Origin of the sequence: Pigmentiphaga humi, from assembly GCF_900606115.1 — a bacterium.
In the GTDB taxonomy this organism is placed as follows: domain Bacteria; phylum Pseudomonadota; class Gammaproteobacteria; order Burkholderiales; family Burkholderiaceae_B; genus Pigmentiphaga; species Pigmentiphaga humi.
On record NZ_UWPJ01000008.1, the window covers coordinates 262,590 to 275,991 of the forward strand.

A 13,402-nucleotide genomic window follows, 5' to 3' on the forward strand; every position below is an offset into this window, starting at 1 on the left:
GAGCGCGCCGGATATGCGCGGCAAAGCAATAATCTTCACGTGGCGTGAGTTATAGTCACGCTCGCCCGAGCAGCAACAGGAGACGACATGAGAAAGCTGCCCCCCCTCAACGCGGTGCGCGCGTTCGAGGTGGCCGCGCGTCACGTCAGCTTCACCAAGGCGGCGGCGGAGTTGAACGTCACCCATGGCGCGGTCAGCCGCCAGGTCGCTCTGCTGGAGGAATGGCTGGGCGTGTCGCTGTTCCACCGAGCACCATCCCAGCTCACGCTGACCGAAGCGGGACGCGGCTACCTGAACGAGGTATCGGCGGTGTTCGACCGCCTGGTCACGGCTTCGATGTACGTAATGCAGCAGGCGGCCCCGATCGTGCTGCGCGTCAACGCGCCGCCCACCTTCACGATGCGCTGGCTGATCGCCCGCCTGTCGGTGTTCCAGCGCAAGCGGCCGGACGTCGAGGTGCGGCTCACGACCTCGCTGACGCCGCCCAATTTCCAGGAGAACTCCTACGACATGGCCATACGCGGACAATACGGCCCGCTGGACGACTGTCGTTCGATTCCCTTCATGACCGAGATCATCGCGCCGGTCTGCCACGTCGACCTGCGCGAGACGCTGCGGCTCGACCGGCCGCAAGACCTCGAGGCGCATACGCTCATCAGCTATGCCACCGAGCCCTACGAATGGAGCGCGTGGCTGGAGGCGGTCGGCGTGCCCGGCCTGAAACCGGCCAACACGCTGAGCTTCGAACAGATGTACTTCGCCTTCCAGGCGGCCTCCGAAGGGCTGGGCCTGGCGATGGTGCCGCTGTTCCTGGCCATCGACGAAATCCTGGCGGGACGCCTGTGCGTGCCCTTCGGCCCGCTGGGCGTCCAGCGCCGCACGTATTACGCCAACAGCGCGCCCACCTCCAAGGCCCATACGCTGACCAGCGACTTCTGCGACTGGCTGCAGCGGGAGGGCCGCGATACCGAACAATCGATCACGGCCTGGGCGGCAAGCGAAGGCTGGACGCTATAGCGACGGCAAACGCCGGCTACTGCGGCTCGACGCCGGCGTCCTTGACGATCTGGCCATAGCGCCGCACCTCTTGCCGCACGAATTCGGCGAACTCGGCGGGCGGACGTCCGTCCGGCTCGAAGCCGCCCTTCACGAGCACGTCCACCACTTCCGGCGCCTTGAGCGCCTTCGCCACTTCCGCCGCGATGCGGTCCACCACCTGGGGCGGCGTGCCGGCCGGCGCGAACCAGCCCGCCCAGGTGCCCATCACGACGAAGTCGTCGATACCCGCTTCCTTCATCGTGGGCACGTCGGGGAACTCCTTGGAGCGGCCCTCGCCGGTAAAGGCGATCGGCCGGATCTTGCCGGACTGCACATAGGGCGTGACCGTGGGCGGCGACAGCATCATCACGTCGACTTGCCCCGCGGCGATGGCATTGAGGGAACTGGCGCTGCCCTTGAACGGGATGTGCAGCATGTCGATCTTGGCCTTCTTGGCGAAGCCGGCCGCCGCCAGGTGCAGGGCATTGCCGATGCCCGGCGAGCCATAGGTCAGCTCCTTGGTCCTTGCCAGCGCGAGCAGCTCGGAAACGTTGCGCACCGGCAGGCCCTGGCGCACCACCAGCAGGTAGCCCGTGCCGACCGCGAGGTTGGTAATCGGCACGAAGGTTTTTTCCAGGTCGTACGGAATCTTCTTGTGGATGAAGGAATTGATGACGAAGGACGGCGACGTATGAAGAATGGTGTGTCCGTCGGGCGCCGCCTTGGCCGCGTCGGCAGTGCCGATCAGCGCATTGGCGCCGGCCTTGTTGTCGACCACGATGCCCCATTCCGACTGCCTGTCGATCTGGGCCGCCACCACGCGGCCAAGCGTGTCGATGGTGCCGCCCGCCTCGAAAGGCACGACCAGCCGTATCGGCCTGCTCGGAAAATCGGCCGCGGCGGCCGGGGCGCCAAGCGCCGCCAGCAGCGCCGCCATCATGAACGTACGTATCGCATGCATTTCCGTCGTCTCCATATAGGGTATGTGCCGGCCGGCGCCGATGCGCGGCCGTCTCGGCTCTTTGGCCTCGACGAAATATAGGCAGCCGCGCCCGGCGGCGCCCTACCCCCCAGTGCGGAAACCTACCCCGGCGTCGGTTTATTTTCAGGCGAGCAGGGACACGCCGCGCCGGTACTGGCTGGGAGGAATGCCCAGGTTGCGGCGGAAGAAGCGCGTGAAGTGATGGGGCTCGGAAAAGCCCAGGTTGTCGGCCAGCGCGTTCACCGAGGTCGAGCATTCGACCAGCGACTTGAACGCGCTTTCCATGCGCAGCGTATTCATATAGAGAATGGGCGACATGCTGGTGCATTGGCGGAACAGCGAAAAGAAATGCTGCCGCGACAGGCTGTGCATGCTCGCCAGTTCCTCACAGGTGATCGCCTGGTCCAGGTGGTCGCCGATATAGCGGATCGCCCGTGCGATGCGCGCGTCCGGCCGGTTGCCCATCTTGATGCGGTAGGTATCGATCCAGTTGCGTCGCAGCGCGAACAAGTGGGTGACGGCGAGCATGAAATCGGACAGCGCGGCCTCCACTGCGCGGTTCGGCAGGCCGGTGGGCGCCGCGCCCAGCACTTCCATGATGAGCCGGTCCACCAGCCTGCGCAGGGAAAGCGGCTGGGCGACCTGCGCTGCCGGAAAGAAATCGGGCATGCCGCTGCCCGACAGCAGCGGATCGTGCTCGGCCAGCCAGGCCGGCTCCATACAGAGCACGAGCACCACCGTACGCTCGCCGGGCAGCGGCTGCAGCTTGGCATGCGGCTCCCAGGCATTGACGAGCACCAGGGAATCCGACGTCAGCCGCACGGTGCGGCCACGTACCGTATACGACGCGTCGGCGCCGCCGGCCTTGACCAGCACGTGGCACTGCGGATGAGCATGGGTTACCAGGTCATGATCGGAATCGAGCAGGGATGCCCGTCCGAACGCACCCTGATAAAGCCTCACGGCCTTGGTCATTCCTGTCTCCGCTGTTCGAGATGCGTTTTCGCGAATTCTTTTCCGCCGCGGAAAGGCCGGCGTCATGCGTGAGGGTTTCGAGAATATCCATAAACGCGGCCCCGATCCAGCCACGTCCGCGAGCCCGGCCGGCCCGCGTCAGTTTTTTTCACGAGGAGGGGGCAGCCGGTGATTTTTCTTATCGCCGGGCAGCGCCGGCGCCCGGTCGCACTGGGAGTATCCCGCCCCTGTTCGCGCCATCCGCGAGATTCAGACTGGAGGGTATGGCGAGAACGCGCAATGGATTCCTATCATCGCGCCAGCCCGGTTCCGCGGCGAACTCATCAGCGAGGCGGCGAAGACATCCATGCAACACTCCCCCAGCGACCAGACCCAGATAACGGCCGGCTTCCTGCTGGAAGGCCTGGCCGAGATCGGCGTCGACTACCTGTTCTGCAACATGGGCACCGACCATGCCCCCATCATCGAAGAGCTGGCGCGCCGGCGGGAACGCGGCTCGAAGTCGCCCGCCGTCATACGCTGTCCCCACGAGAATACGGCGGCGCACATGGCGGCCGGCTATGCGCTGGTAACCGGGCGCGGCCAGGGCGTGCTGGTGCACGTCGACGTGGGCACGGCCAACTGCGCGATGGCGATGCACAACCTGTTCCGCAGCCGGCTGCCCGTGCTGCTGATGGCAGGCAAGGCGCCGTTCACCGCGGCCGGCGAATTGCCGGGCTCGCGCGACAACTACGTGCACTACATCCAGGAACCGTTCGACCAGGGCAGCCTGGTGCGCCCCTTCGTGAAGTGGGAGTGGACGCTGCCGTCCGGCGTAGTGGCGAAAGAAGCGCTGCGGCGCGCGCACACCTTCATGCACAGCGAGCCGCAGGGGCCGGTCTACCTGATGCTGCCGCGCGAAACGCTGGCCGAGTCCTGGCCGGCGGACAGCGCCCGCTCCTATCCGGAATCCCAGTACGGTCCGCTGGCATCCACGGGCGCGGACCCCGTGCAGCTGGAGAAAACGGCAACGCGCCTGCTGGCCGCGGAACGGCCGGTGCTGGTCACCTCGTTCGGCGGGCGCAACCGCGCCACCTCGGCCGCCATCGAACGGCTCGCCCGGCTGGCCGGCATTCGCGTCTTCGAGTCGAATCCGGTCAACAACATTTCGCACGAAGGGCCGAACTTCTGCGGTTTCCAGCCCGGCGGCGCGGTCGAATCGGCAGACGTCGGCCTGCTGGTCGATACCGACGTGCCCTGGTTCTCGCGCGATGTCCGCCCCGACCCCGAGACCTTCTGGGCGCAGATCGACGTGGACGTGCTCAAGTCCGCCTCGCCGATGTGGAGCTTTCCCGCCAACGCCCGCTTCCCGGGCGACAGCGCCCGCATCCTCGAACAGCTTGCCGACGCCGTCGAAGCACGCGCGGATCCGTCGTTCTCGGCGCGCGTGGCATCGCGCAACGCGAAGATCGCCGAAGAAATCGAACGCCGGCGCGACAAGGCGCTCGGCCTGGCGGCCGACCCCGGCAGCGCCGGCCGAATCAATCCGCACTTCCTGTTCGCCGAGCTCGGCCGCAGGCTCGCGCCCGAAGACATCGTCTTCAACGAGGCCATCCGCAACTCGCCGGCCCTGAATATGCAGTTGCGCCGTCCGCTGCCCGGCACGCTGGTGCGGGTCGGCGGCGGCGGCCTGGGGGCATCGGGCGGCATGGCGCTGGGCGCGCGCCTGGCCGCTCCCCACATCATGGCCGTGCAGGTGGTCGGCGACGGCAGCATGTACTTCAACAACCCCAGTTCGGTGCTCGCGGTGTCGGCCAGCCAGGGGCTGCCGATACTGGTCGTCGTGGTCGACAACGGCGGCTGGTCGGCGGTGAAGGAATCGACCTTGCGGGTCTACCCGGACGGCAGCGCCAGGCGGCTCGACGCCTACGAGGCCGAACTGCCGGCGCAGGCCGACTTCGCCAAGCTGGGCGAGGCGTTCGGCGCCTATGGAGAACGCCTCGACGACCCCAGCCAGGTCGGCGCGGCGCTCGACCGCTGCATCGAGCAGGTCGAGGCGGGACGCTCGGCCGTCCTGCACGTCAACGTCACCAGAATCTGAAACGACAAAACGAGGAGACCACCATGCATACGCAGAATCGGCGCAAGACGACCATCCTGGCCACGCTGGGCATCCTGGCCGCATGGGCTTCGCCGGCCTGGCCGGCCGCGGCCTATCCTTCCAAGCCGATCCAGATCGTCGTGCCCTATGCGCCCGGCGGTTCGACCGATTTCGCCGCCCGCAATCTCGCGGTGGGGCTGGAGCGCAGGCTGGGCCAGACGGTGGTGGTGGTCAACCGCCCCGGCGCCAGCGGCACCATAGGCGTCATGTCGGTAGCGCGCGCCGAAGCCGACGGCCATACCCTGCTGCTGGGCCTGAATACCGAGATGGTCATCATCCCGCAGATACGCAAGGTCTCGTACACGCTGGATGATTTCGAGCCCATCGCGATGGTGGGTTCCACCGCGCTGGTCCTGATCGGCCGCAAGAACTTCAAGTCCAACGATTTCGCCGGCCTGCGCCGGGAGATCGCCCTGCAGCCGGGCAACTACAGCTTCGGCGGCGCGGTCGGCAGTCCCGCGCACCTGGCCGGGGAATGGCTCAAGCGGTCCACCTCCCTGGACATCCGGCACGTCCCGTACAAAGGCGGGGCCCAGGCGGCCAACGACGTGGCGGGCGGACACCTGGACCTGTACTTCTCGGGCATCCTGCCGTCCAAGGCCCTGATCGACGCCGGCGAGATCAAGGCCTACGCGGTGACCAGCGAGAAGCGGTCGCCCGTGCTGGCGGCCGTGCCCACTTTCAAGGAGGCCGGCCTGGACGACTTCGTCATGGCGAACTGGAGCGGCCTGTTCGCGCCGCGCGGCACGCCGCCCGCGGTGCTCGACCGCCTGACGCGGGCCGTGCGCGAAACGATGCAGGAACCCGCGTTCCGCGCCGCCATGGAGAAAGAAGGCATCGACATTCCCGACACGGACGCGCCGGCCGCCTTCCTCCAGCAGGAGCAAAGCAAGTTCGGACAACTGATCAAGTCGCTGAACCTGGCGCTCTAGGACAAAAATCCGACTCTGGGGTAGGTCGCAGGACTGGACGGTAGGGTGTCGGCGGGGATGCATCCCTATCATTTTCGCTATCGATTCCGACACCATAGATAGCGGCGTGCTGACCCTTCCCCACCTCTTGCAGAACACAGTCCAGGCCTACGGCAGGCGCCGGGCGATCATCGACCCGGCGGGCGAGCTGTCCTGGAACGAATACCTCGAACGCGTCGCGCGCACCGCCGGCCTGCTGCGCGGCCTGGGCCTCGCGCCCGGCCACCGTTTCGCCACCCTGTGCCGGAACTCGGTGCGCCATGCGCAGCTGCTGCTGGCGGGGTTCTGGGCCGGCGTCGTTCCCGCCCCGCTGAACTTCCGGCTGGCCCCGGCCGAACTCGACGCCATGCTCGAAGACGCCGGCTGCGGCGCCATCATGGCCGACGAGGAATTCGCGCCGCTGTTCGAGCGCGCGCCCTTGTCGCGCTGGCGCGATCGCGTGGTGCTGGTCGCGGCTGCCCCCGCTTCGGGCGCCTTGCCCGCCATGGATGCCCTGCTGGAGGCGAGTCCGCGCCTGGCGGCGCATGAAAGCCGCGAGAACGACGTGGCGCTGCTGCTGTACACCGGGGGAACCACCGGCCGCGGCAAGGGCGTACGGCTCACCCACCGCAACATCGTGGCCAATGCGCTGCAGCTGGCGCGGGTCATGGCGCCCGGACCGGACGACGTCTACCTGCACGTATCGCCCATGTTCCACTCCACCGACCTGAAGGCCACGGTGGTGACCATGTTCGGCGGCGGCCACGTCTATCTGAACGAATTCTCGCCGCGCAGCGTGCTCGAAGCGATCGAGCGCAACGGCGTGACGATCGCCAGCCTGGTTCCCACCATGATCGTCGGCATCCTGAAAGAGGCCGACCCGCGCAGCCACGACCTGTCCCGGCTGCGGCTGATCAGCTATGGCACGGCTCCCATGGACGAGCAATGGCTGCGCAAGGCCATGGCCAGCTTCGGGCACGTCGGCTTCCACCAATGCTACGGACTGACCGAGACCTCTCCCTATCTGGCCATCCTGGACGAGGCCGGGCACCGGCTCGGCCTGGACGCGCGCCCCGATCTGCTGCGGTCGGCCGGCAGGCTGCTGCCGGGCACCATGGTCCGCTTCGTCGACGACGAAGGCCGCGACGCCGCCCCTGGCGAGCCCGGCGAGATTCTCGTCGGCGGCCCGCAGGTGGCCGACGGCTATCACAACCGCCCGCAGGAAAACGCGACGGCCTTCCGCGACGGGTGGCTGCACACCGGCGACGTCGGCCGCCTGGACCAGGACGGCTACCTGCACATTCTCGACCGCAAGAAGGACATGGTCATCACCGGCGGCGAGAACGTCTACACGCGCGAAGTGGAAGCCGTGCTGCAGCGTTTTCCCGGCATCGCCGACGCGGCGGTGCTGGGCGTGCCCGACGCGAAATACGGCGAGGCGCTGCTGGCCGCGATCGTGCCCGCCGGCGCGCCGCCCGCGCCGGAAGACATCATCCGCTTCTGCCGCGACCACCTGGGCGGATACAAGATCCCGCGCCGGTTCATGTTCGTGGAGGCGTTCCCGCGCTCGCCGCTGGGCAAGATCCGCAAGCACGAACTGCGCGACATCTACCTGGCCTCCGGGCCGGCATGACCGCCCCCCACGCACACAAGACGAGACAAGACAACGAGGAGACCATCATGCATGCATTCCGCCATGGCCGGCGCCTCGCCGCCCTCCTGCTCACGCTCGCCGCATCGGCCCCGCTCGCGCAAGCCGCGGAGCCCGCCTGGCCGCAGCGCCCCGTGCGCCTGCTGGTGCCCTACGCGGCCGGCGGCTCGACCGACATCGCCAGCCGGTTGATCGCCCAGCGGCTGGCGCAGACGCTGGGCCAGCCGGTCGTGGTCGAGAACCGCGCCGGCGCGGCCGGATCGGTGGGCGCGGCCTATTTCGCCAAGGCATCGCCCGACGACCACTTCTTCATGATGATCACGCCGTCGCAATTGTCGATCAACCCCTACCTGTACAAGACCGACCTCGGCTACGACGCCGACAAGGACTTCGTGGCGATCGGCCTGGCCACCCAGACCCCGAACGCCATCGTGGTATCGCCCTCGCTCAACGTGAAGTCGCTGGGCGAACTGGTCGAATACGCACGCGCCAACCCGCGCAAGGTGGCCTACTCCAGCGCCGGCATCGGCAGCACCGGCCACCTGCTCAACGAGCTGATCAAGACCCTGACCAAGATCGACATCCTGCACGTTCCCTATCGCGGCAACGGCCCGGCCATGCAGGCGCTGCTGGCCGGCGAAGTCCAGTTCAACACCGACAACCTGCCCCAGCTGCTGCCGCAGATCCAGGCCGGCAAGGTGCGGCCCATCGCCGTCACCACGCGCGAACGCTGGTTCCAGCTTCCCGACGTGCCCACCGTGGCCGAGGCCGGCTACCCGAGCCTGGCCACCAGCGTGTGGTTCGGCATGGTCGGGCAGGCCAGCCTGCCCAAGCCGGTGGTGGCGCGCATGAACCAGGCGCTCAATACCGTGCTGACCGATCCGGCCTTCGTCGAGAAGCTCAAGGAAGTCAGCCTGGAAGCCACGCCCAGCACGCCCGAGGAGATGGCCGCCCACGTCCGCGCCGAGGCGCAGCGGTGGGCCAAGGTCATCAAGGAATCCGGCGCCACCGCCGACTAGGAGCCAGCAGATGATTCCCACCCCTTCCCTGCGCACAGGCGGACAGATCCTGGTCGATGCGCTGAAAATCCACGGCGTCGATCACGCGTTCTGCGTGCCCGGCGAAAGTTTCCTGCCGGCGCTCGACGCGCTGCATGCCGCCCGCGACAGCATCCGCACCGTCGTCTGCCGCCAGGAAGGCGCGGCGGCGCATATGGCGGAAGCCTACGGCAAGCTGACCGGCAAACCCGGCGTATGCCTGGTCACGCGCGGGCCGGGCGCCACCAACGCCAGCATAGGCGTGCATACCGCCAGCCAGGACTCCACGCCCATGGTGCTGCTGGTGGGACAAGTCGGCACGGGCCTGCTCGAACGGCAGGCCTGGCAGGAGATCGACGTACGCGCCATGTTCGGCTCGCTGGCCAAGTGGGCCACCCAGGTCGATCACCTGGAGCGCCTGCCCGAAATGATGAACCGCGCCTTCCAGACCGCCGTATCGGGCCGGCCCGGGCCGGTCGTGGTGGGGCTGCCCGAGGATGTGCTCTACCAGCACCTGGACGTGGCCGATACGCGGCCATTCGTGCCGGTGCAGCCGCAGCCCGGCACGGAAGACATGGAGCGATTGCGCGGCCTGATCGAACGATCGCGCCGCCCGCTGCTGGTGCTCGGGGGCGGCGGCTGGTCCGCCGACGCCTGCGACGACATGCGCGCCTTCGCCCAAGCCTTCCAGCTGCCCGTGGGGACCGCCTTCCGCCGCCAGGACCTGTTCGACAACACCCATCCCAACTATGCGGGAGACATCGGCGTCGGCGTGGCAGACACCCTGGCGCAGCGGGTCCGCCAGGCCGACCTGGTGATCGCCGTCGGCGCCCGCCTGGGCGAGACCACCACGGCCGGCTACACCCTGCTCGGCGTACCCGACATGGAAGCGCGCTTCGTGCACGTCCACCCGGCCATCGACGAGCTGGGCAAGGTCTATCGGCCCGACCTGGCCATCAACGCCGGCATGGCGGCGTTCGCTGCGGCCGCCAGCCGGCTGGCGCCGCCCGCCGATCCCGTATGGAGCGACTGGACCCGGTCGGCCAACGCCGACTACCTCGCCACCCTGGCGCCGCCCGCCATGCCGGGCACGCTGAACCTGGGCGAAGTCGTCCGGCACCTGCGCGAGCGCCTGCCGGCCGACGCCATCGTCACCAACGGCGCCGGCAACTACACGGGCTGGATCCACCGCTTCTTCCAATACCCGGGTTTCCGCACCCAGCTTGCGCCGGCCAGCGGCGTCATGGGCTATGGAACGCCGGCCGCGTGCGCGGCGGCGCTGCTGCATCCGGACCGGACAGTGGTCTGCTTCGCCGGCGACGGATGCTTCCTGATGAACAGTCAGGAGCTGGCCACCGCGCGGCAGTACGGGCTGCGCGTGGTGTTCATCGTCGTCAACAACGGCATGTACGGCAGCATCCGCATGCACCAGGAGATCCACTATCCCGGCCGGGTGTTCGGCACCTCGCTGGAGAACCCCGACTTCCCGGCACTGGCTGCCGCCTATGGCATCGAGGGCCACCTCGTCGAACGCACCGCCGATTTCGCGGCGTGCTTCGAGCGCGCGCTGGCCGCGCCGCACGGCGCGCTGATCGAACTGCGCATCGACCCCGAGGCCATCACGCCGCGCACCACGCTGTCGGCACTGCGCCGCAAGAGCGAACAGGGCCGGTAAGGCCCATCCCCCCATTCCTTGTACGGAGCCCCATCATGATCGAGCACATCCCACCCAACGACCGGCAACCCCGCCTGGACGCCGCGGCGCTGCCGCGCGAGAAAACCGCCGCCTTCCTGGAAGCCGTCGCGGGCTGGGAAAAGCACGCGGCGGCTTCCGGACTGGACAGCGACCTGCAGGCGGTCGGCGCCATCTGCCGGCAAGGCCGCCAGCTGCTGGCGGCGCTGCCCTTGAAATCCGCCCGCGACGCCGTCCAGAAAGATGCCGGCCATGTGGTGTTCCATCTGATGGCCGAGGCCTCGTGGCGCTTCTTCCGCTACCACGCCCACGCCCTGTACCGGGACTTGACGGACCACGGCAGGCGGCCGCTGCGCGCGGACGAGCTCGCGTGGCGCGCGGCCGAGCGCGTACCCGGCGTGCTGCCCACCGAAGCGGAACTGCGCGAGGAAGCCGAGCTGCTGCAAAGAGACAAGGACGGCCTGGAGATCAATCAGGGATTGTTCTTCAGCCACCTGTTCACCGACCGCGCCATCGGCTCGCACCTGCTGCGCACGATGCTGCGGCCGCTCCCGCAGTCGTATGAATACCTGGACGAGTTCCGCAAGACCGGACGCGTGCAGCTCGACAAGGCGCTGCTCGAGGCCCGCGGCCAGGCCGGTTTCCTGACCTTCCAGAACCTACGCTACCTGAACGCCGAGGACGACACCACCATGGTGCCGTTCGAAGTGGCCACCGACCTCATTCTGCTGCACCCCGACCTGCGGCTGGGCGTCATGCGCGGCGGCGTGGTCGACCATCCCAAGTACGCGGGCCGACGCGTGTTCTCGGCCGGCATCAACCTGACCCACATCTACCACGGCAAGAAATCCTACCTGGGCTTCCTGACCAAGAACCTGGGCTTCTTCAACAAGGTGCACCGGGGCATCCAGCCACCCGGGCCCGACAGCCTGGACGTTCCGCTGGACGAACCCGAGTCCACCATCGAGAAACCCTGGGTGGCGGTGATCGAGACCTTCGCCATCGGCGGCGGGTGCCAGCTGCTGCTGGTGGCCGACTACGTCATCGCGGAGGCCGGCTCGTTCTTCAGCCTGCCGGCGCGCAAGGAAGGCATCATTCCGGGCCTGGCCAACCTGCGGCTGCCGCGCTTCACGGGCGAGGCGCTGGCCCGCCAGGCCATCATGTTCGACAAGCTGTTCAAGGTCGAATCCCCCGAAGGCCGCACGCTCGTCAGCGAAGTGGCCGACCGCGCCGACATCGACGCCGCCGTGGAGCGCTGCGCGGTCAATGCGCTGGGCGCCGGCATGGTCAGCATCAGCGCCAACCGCAAGGCGCTGCGCGCCCAGGCAGAACCGATGGAAGCGCTGCGCCAGTACATGGTCACCTACGCGCGGGAGCAGGCCTTCTGCCACCTGAGCGACGACCTCATCAACAACCTCGAGAAAAACTGGAACGCCAAAGAGCGCAAGCTCTGAGGCATCCGGCAACCTCCACGGAGCACGCATGCCTGCCGAACGAACCGATCCCAAACTCTATATCGACGGCCAATGGATAGGCGGCAACGGCCGCGATACCATTCCCGTCATCGACCCCGCCACGGGCGAAGCCATCGGCGACCTGCCCGTCGCGACGGCCGCGGACCTGGATCGCGCATTGCAGTCGGCGGCCTCGGCCTGGCCGACGTGGAGCGCCACGCCCGCGGTGGAACGGGGCCGCCTGCTGCGCCGCGCCGCCGAGAACTTCCGGTCGCGCCGCGAATCCATTGCCCGGATGCTGACGCAGGAGGAAGGCAAGCCGTTGTCCGAAGCGCTGGTCGAGGTCGATGGCGCCGCCGGCCACATCGAGTGGATGGCCGAAGAAGGCCGGCGCGGCTACGGCCGCGTCGTCGCGGGCCCCGCGGGTATCCGCCAGACCGTGCTGAAGCGGCCGTTCGGCGTGGCGGCGGCGTTCGCGCCGTGGAATTTCCCCGCAACCACGCCGGCCCGCAAGCTCAGCGCCTCGCTGGCGGCCGGATGCTGCTGCATCTTGAAAGCCCCCGAAGAAACACCGCTCACCGCCATGGAAATGGTCCGCTCCTTTGTCGAGGCTGGCGTGCCACGGGGCGTAATCAACCTGGTGTGGGGCGTGCCCGCCGACATCTCCACGCACCTGATCGCCTCTCCGGTGGTGCGCAAGGTGTCGTTCACCGGTTCGACCGCGGTCGGCCGGCAGCTGGCGGCGCTGGCTGCCGCAGCCGTCAAGCCCATCACCATGGAACTGGGCGGGCACGCGCCCGTCCTGGTGTTCGACGACGTCGACGTCGAGCAGGTCGTGCGGCTGTGCATCGCCAGCAAGTATCGCAACGCCGGCCAGGTCTGCGTCTCGCCGACCCGCTTCTACGTGCACGAGCGCATCTACGACCGGTTCGTCTCGGCATTCGCCCAGGCCGTATCCGGCCTGAAGCTCGGCAACGGGCTGGACGACGGCACGCAGATGGGCCCGCTCGCCAATACGCGCAGGCTTGCCGCGGTGGAGAACACCGTGGCCGACCTGCGCTACGCCGGCGCGCGGCTGGTCGTGGGCGGCGAACGCCTGGACCGCGCCGGCAATTTCTTCAGTCCCACCGTGTTCGCCGACGTGCCGCCGACGGCCCGCGCCATGCGCGAAGAACCTTTCGGCCCGATCGCGCTGCTGCTACCCTTTCGCGACGAAGAGGCCGTCATCGAGCAGGCCAACGCCCTGCCCTACGGACTGGCCGCCTATGCCTTCACCCGCGACGCCGGACGCCAGTTGCGGCTTTCCGAAAAACTGGACACCGGCATGCTGGGCCTCAACACCTTCTTCATCAACGGCCCCGAGACGCCGTGGGGCGGGGTGAAAGAAAGCGGCTACGGCAGCGAAGGCGCCACCGAAGGGCTCGAAGCCTATCAAACCACCCGCCTGGTCGTACAGACCTCGCAGTTCTGATCCATCCGTCA

The 13,402-nt window shown here is 68.1% G+C and carries 10 protein-coding genes; 8 read left to right on the forward strand and 2 right to left on the reverse strand.

Annotated elements, in window-relative coordinates; all coding sequences use genetic code 11:
* Positions 1 to 87 precede the first annotated feature (87 nt).
* On the forward strand, positions 88 to 1,017 hold the full coding sequence (locus PIGHUM_RS04920) for a LysR substrate-binding domain-containing protein (RefSeq protein WP_124078223.1): 930 nt from the start codon (positions 88 to 90) through the stop codon (positions 1,015 to 1,017).
* A 16-nt stretch (positions 1,018 to 1,033) separates the two neighbouring features.
* Here PIGHUM_RS04920 and PIGHUM_RS04925 read toward each other — a convergent pair whose 3' ends face one another.
* Positions 1,034 to 1,999, reverse strand: coding sequence for a Bug family tripartite tricarboxylate transporter substrate binding protein (locus tag PIGHUM_RS04925; RefSeq protein ID WP_160142169.1), 966 nt, complete (start codon positions 1,997 to 1,999; stop codon positions 1,034 to 1,036).
* Positions 2,000 to 2,143: 144 nt separating this feature from the next.
* Positions 2,144 to 2,995 (reverse strand): helix-turn-helix domain-containing protein, encoded by an 852-nt coding sequence (locus PIGHUM_RS04930; RefSeq protein WP_124078227.1) that lies wholly within the window; start codon positions 2,993 to 2,995, stop codon positions 2,144 to 2,146.
* 346 nt (positions 2,996 to 3,341) lie between these two features.
* Here PIGHUM_RS04930 and PIGHUM_RS04935 point away from each other — a divergent pair, with 346 nt between their 5' ends.
* The 7 genes from PIGHUM_RS04935 to PIGHUM_RS04965 all read left to right on the forward strand — a co-directional run bounded on the left by PIGHUM_RS04935 (position 3,342) and on the right by PIGHUM_RS04965 (position 13,391).
* On the forward strand, positions 3,342 to 5,075 hold the full coding sequence (locus PIGHUM_RS04935; protein ID WP_124078228.1) for a thiamine pyrophosphate-requiring protein: 1,734 nt from the start codon (positions 3,342 to 3,344) through the stop codon (positions 5,073 to 5,075).
* A gap of 23 nt (positions 5,076 to 5,098) precedes the next feature.
* Positions 5,099 to 6,067: a tripartite tricarboxylate transporter substrate binding protein gene (locus PIGHUM_RS04940; RefSeq protein WP_124078230.1), complete on the forward strand. Its 969-nt coding sequence runs from the start codon at positions 5,099 to 5,101 to the stop codon at positions 6,065 to 6,067.
* 106 nt (positions 6,068 to 6,173) lie between these two features.
* The gene (locus PIGHUM_RS04945; RefSeq protein WP_124078232.1) at positions 6,174 to 7,718 is read left to right on the forward strand and encodes a class I adenylate-forming enzyme family protein; all 1,545 of its coding nucleotides are present in this window, start codon (positions 6,174 to 6,176) and stop codon (positions 7,716 to 7,718) included.
* A 47-nt stretch (positions 7,719 to 7,765) separates the two neighbouring features.
* Complete coding sequence (locus PIGHUM_RS04950; protein ID WP_160142170.1) at positions 7,766 to 8,755, forward strand: Bug family tripartite tricarboxylate transporter substrate binding protein; 990 nt, start codon at positions 7,766 to 7,768, stop codon at positions 8,753 to 8,755.
* Between the two features lie 10 nt (positions 8,756 to 8,765).
* Positions 8,766 to 10,448, forward strand: a complete 1,683-nt coding sequence (locus tag PIGHUM_RS04955; RefSeq protein ID WP_124078235.1) for a thiamine pyrophosphate-binding protein — start codon at positions 8,766 to 8,768, stop codon at positions 10,446 to 10,448.
* Between the two features lie 35 nt (positions 10,449 to 10,483).
* Entirely contained in the window at positions 10,484 to 11,920 is a 1,437-nt protein-coding gene (locus PIGHUM_RS04960; protein ID WP_124078237.1) for an enoyl-CoA hydratase/isomerase family protein, read from the forward strand.
* Between the two features lie 28 nt (positions 11,921 to 11,948).
* Complete coding sequence (locus PIGHUM_RS04965) at positions 11,949 to 13,391, forward strand: NAD-dependent succinate-semialdehyde dehydrogenase (RefSeq protein WP_124078238.1); 1,443 nt, start codon at positions 11,949 to 11,951, stop codon at positions 13,389 to 13,391.
* Positions 13,392 to 13,402 lie beyond the last annotated feature (11 nt).